General features: G+C 40.2%; 3 protein-coding genes. 2 read left to right on the top strand and 1 reads right to left on the bottom strand.

Annotated features, from left to right (window positions below; genetic code table 11):
* Positions 1–103 precede the first annotated feature (103 nt).
* Entirely contained in the window at positions 104–460 is a 357-nt protein-coding gene (locus BBG47_RS27400; protein WP_217492541.1) for a hypothetical protein, read from the top strand.
* A 396-nt stretch (positions 461–856) separates the two neighbouring features.
* Here BBG47_RS27400 and BBG47_RS27395 read toward each other — a convergent pair whose 3' ends face one another.
* The gene (locus BBG47_RS27395) at positions 857–2,260 is read right to left on the bottom strand and encodes a chymotrypsin family serine protease (protein ID WP_065294381.1); all 1,404 of its coding nucleotides are present in this window, start codon (positions 2,258–2,260) and stop codon (positions 857–859) included.
* 240 nt (positions 2,261–2,500) lie between these two features.
* Here BBG47_RS27395 and BBG47_RS27390 point away from each other — a divergent pair, with 240 nt between their 5' ends.
* Positions 2,501–3,013, top strand: coding sequence for a hypothetical protein (locus BBG47_RS27390; RefSeq protein WP_065294380.1), 513 nt, complete (start codon positions 2,501–2,503; stop codon positions 3,011–3,013).
* Positions 3,014–3,362: the final 349 nt, after the last annotated feature.

Here is a 3,362-nt window from a genome sequence, read left to right as displayed (position 1 = left end):
TGGGCAAAGCTGCTCCAGTATGCCAAGGAACTGCGTGCGATTGCGTTTGAGGAAGGACAAGATGATTACATTGCTGAGAGCTGGTTGTACGAGTGTCGCATTAATGGGAATGAAAAACTTTGAAGGCGCACTGCAAGTCACTCAGCAATATGCCGTTTATGGTGATCATTACGCATGGCTCTCCAAGCTGAATGAGCGTTATATATACATTGAAATAAAGCAAACCGAGCCAATTGAAGAGCTCATGAGCCTCTTGAAGGATCACCAGTTTCTGATTGTTTTGCCTGTTGCACTAGAAAGCTACGTCAGTAACAGCCTGTTCCATGATGCAGCCCAATTCCTCGAGAAATATAAAAATTACGTTGACGATTTATTATCCAGAAAAGACCCTTTCCACGTGAACGTGAAGCACAAATTACGCCTTTCTCATGCGCTGGCACAATACTATTTCAAAACATAATGCAATATCTCTGTTAGAGGCTGTTTTGTCAGAATAAGTAAACAGACTTGCCCAATCTGTAATTTGTCCCCATTTACTACATGAATCCAAATCGGGTTTGTGGCAGCCAACCGTACCGTCGATTGCTCGGCCTTCTCTCCCTACTCCTACTATTGCGCCTACCCGACTAAGCCATAGAAGAACAGCTTTATGAATTACTCCATGCTCCGAGTTAAGTGTTCCCAAGCCCCCGCGCCTGCCAATATCGGTTGTTTTTTATCAAAAACATAGTTCATGGCGCGGAAATTCCGAGTCCTGTTAATGTTCGATGTAATTAAAAAAAGCAAACGCCGCAGTCCTTGTTGTTATCAAGAATCGCGGCATTTTTTTATATTCCTTTTATGTTCCTTTTTAGTTTTAAGGCTTGGAAATAATTTTGATTCCTTTAAGGTTTAAATCGGTAAACGTTGTCCAGATAGGATCATATACTTTATAACTTCCATTAGCAATTGGGCTTGAAGTGCTGTCAATTGTGATTTCTCCTGTATTGATTCCGGCTAAATCAAAAGTCCAACCTTGAAGATCATTATTATAAGCATAGTTGGTTAGAATAGGGCCTCCACTGTCTCCTTTTATGGACGTATATCCCGTAGCTAGTACCTCGGCACGATTATAGCCATATCCAGATACTCCCCAATAAATATCGACATTTGAATATTCAATTTTCCCCGACGAAAAAGTTCCACTATTAGCGCCCCTTACATAAATTGTATCGCCGGGTGTATCACTTGTGTAGATTCCCGTAGTCATCGCCATATTTGAAGTGGAGGGATAAGGAACTCTTGAACGTCCACTGTAACTTGAATTCAATGTTATATAGCCGGCATCAGCGGTTTTGTCTGATCCATCGCCAGACGAAGAAGTTCTGAACGCAAAATTGCCAATGGAAGGTGTATCCCTCATTGGTTGGTACCACGCGGTATTGGTTCTTGCTTTATCTTGGCAATGTCCAGATGTAACCAACACCTCTTGATCACTTTGATTAACGCCGAAGTACCCCGCTGTACATATTTGATAATAATACTCACCCGAGCCTGGAACTTTTTCGTGTATATCGCCGCCTATTTTAGAACCCATGGGAAATGGAGAACCGTAATGCGTATCATCGGTGTGAAGAGTAAATGCCGAGGCTGGTACTGCAGTAAATTCAAGCATCTTCGATTGTGGGATAAGCGATGAGACCGTATCATTATTGACGTGTGCATCTTCGTCGATCGCAATAATCAGTTTGTTATTTTTCACATCAGGTATGAGTGCACGAACAGTACCAGGCGTGACACTCTCCATAATTGTTACTTTCGCATTTTCGATATCTGCCCAAGAAAATTTCGTAACCTGAAATTCAACCTTGTCACGGTTTTGAATGGAATTTAAAACTTTTGTTTTTAAGGATTCCGAGTCCTGCGTAATTTGGATGACTACCGTACCCTTGTCGGCATCGTAGTAATGTCCTGAGAACTCATGAGGATCATTTTCAATTAACTTTTTAATGTTGGGAAAATCCATTTTGATTCGTTGCTTTTCTGCATAATTGTCCAGAAGCTCCGTATCACTTAGTTTATCTGGGGCAGTAGTCAGCTCCAAGGGATACGGTATTTTATTCATCGAATTTTTTTGAGTGATTTCCGCGATTTCAGAAATGGTTCCGTTGACAGTTGTCCATTGATACTTATCCTCCGTATTTCCAGCGGCATTAATGCTTGAACTGATGAGCAAGAAACTGGAAAGTGCAATCGATCCTATTAGCTTTCTGATTGTCATTTCACGTTCATTCCTTTCTTCGTTATTGAATCTTAAATATAGAACGCTTCACTCTACACCTCCTTTCAGGATATTATGAGACATGCCTCTAAATAATAACGATTCAACTCTCTCTCTTCTAACGATATTATTTAAAAATTAAATAAAAAGGCAGATTCTTTAAGCAAACCTAAGAAAATTAAATTTAAACTGAAACAAAAACCAACCAATATACGTCTGTTTTAGTGGAGGTGGATAAATTTGAAAAAATGTTTAGTTGCTCTGATCCTTTTGGCTTTTCTCGGTTCCCCGTCTTTGGGCGCAAAGCAATCTGTCGCAGTAGAAGCAGAAAAACCCGCTTCTTCGACCAGACTGATTACGGAGCAACAAAAATTATTCTCAGTGAAAATTTCGGCCCCGCAAAAGGTAGCAGCTAATGAGGAATTTATGATCAAAGCTGATCTAAAGAAAGAAACAGAAGAAGACCTGACAATGATGAGTGGAACGAAATTATTCGTCTATATAATTAAGGATAGCAGTGGTAAACAAATCAACTCCTACCCGATTAAGTCAGCCGGAATGATCTGGGTGTTCAAGGGCGAGGCAGGCAAGAAAACTTCAGAAAATTACAAATACAAAATAAAGGAACCCGGTGTTTACGAAGTTTCAGCAATTGGCGAATTTGCGATAGAACAAGACGGGAGTTACAAGTTTCATAAAATCCAGACAGATTCAAAAAAAGTGGTTGTAGAAAAGAAAAAAGAACTAAAGTAAGAAGTCAAAATGACTTTGACATGAGGACATTACGGGCATGACTCTCTAGAATAACCAGATGAATCCTAGTGACGATTCGTATTATTAGTCAACTCAACCATGCCCACCACTTCATGAATTTCGTTGATTCCGTACCCCTTCAACGGAAGCCAAATGACATCATTCAATTGTAAATAAGATTAATCGTTTTCTGAATGGAAAATCCTCTTTAACTACATCTTCCATCATCGTCCGCAACTGATACAACCGAGGCGAAAAAATAGCCATTTCCTACTACAGAAGATTTCTCATCTTGAGAGACTTGGATACGAGCGGAGCCGGCAACGAAGCCTTATGCCAGCTGATTGAA

The sequence above is a fragment of the Paenibacillus sp. KS1 genome, from assembly GCF_001680695.1.
In the GTDB taxonomy this organism is placed as follows: domain Bacteria; phylum Bacillota; class Bacilli; order Paenibacillales; family Paenibacillaceae; genus Paenibacillus_B; species Paenibacillus_B suaedae.
The sequence above is the reverse complement of the archived record's forward strand: the minus strand, read 5'-3'. Positions and strand labels throughout refer to the sequence as shown.

What these genes read in the sequence shown, in the direction of transcription:
- BBG47_RS27395 (WP_065294381.1), bottom strand. Translation starts at nt 2,260, where the DNA reads ATGACAATCAGAAAGCTAATAGGATCGATTGCACTTTCCAGTTTCTTG.
- BBG47_RS27400 (WP_217492541.1), top strand. Translation starts at nt 104, where the DNA reads ATGGGAATGAAAAACTTTGAAGGCGCACTGCAAGTCACTCAGCAATAT.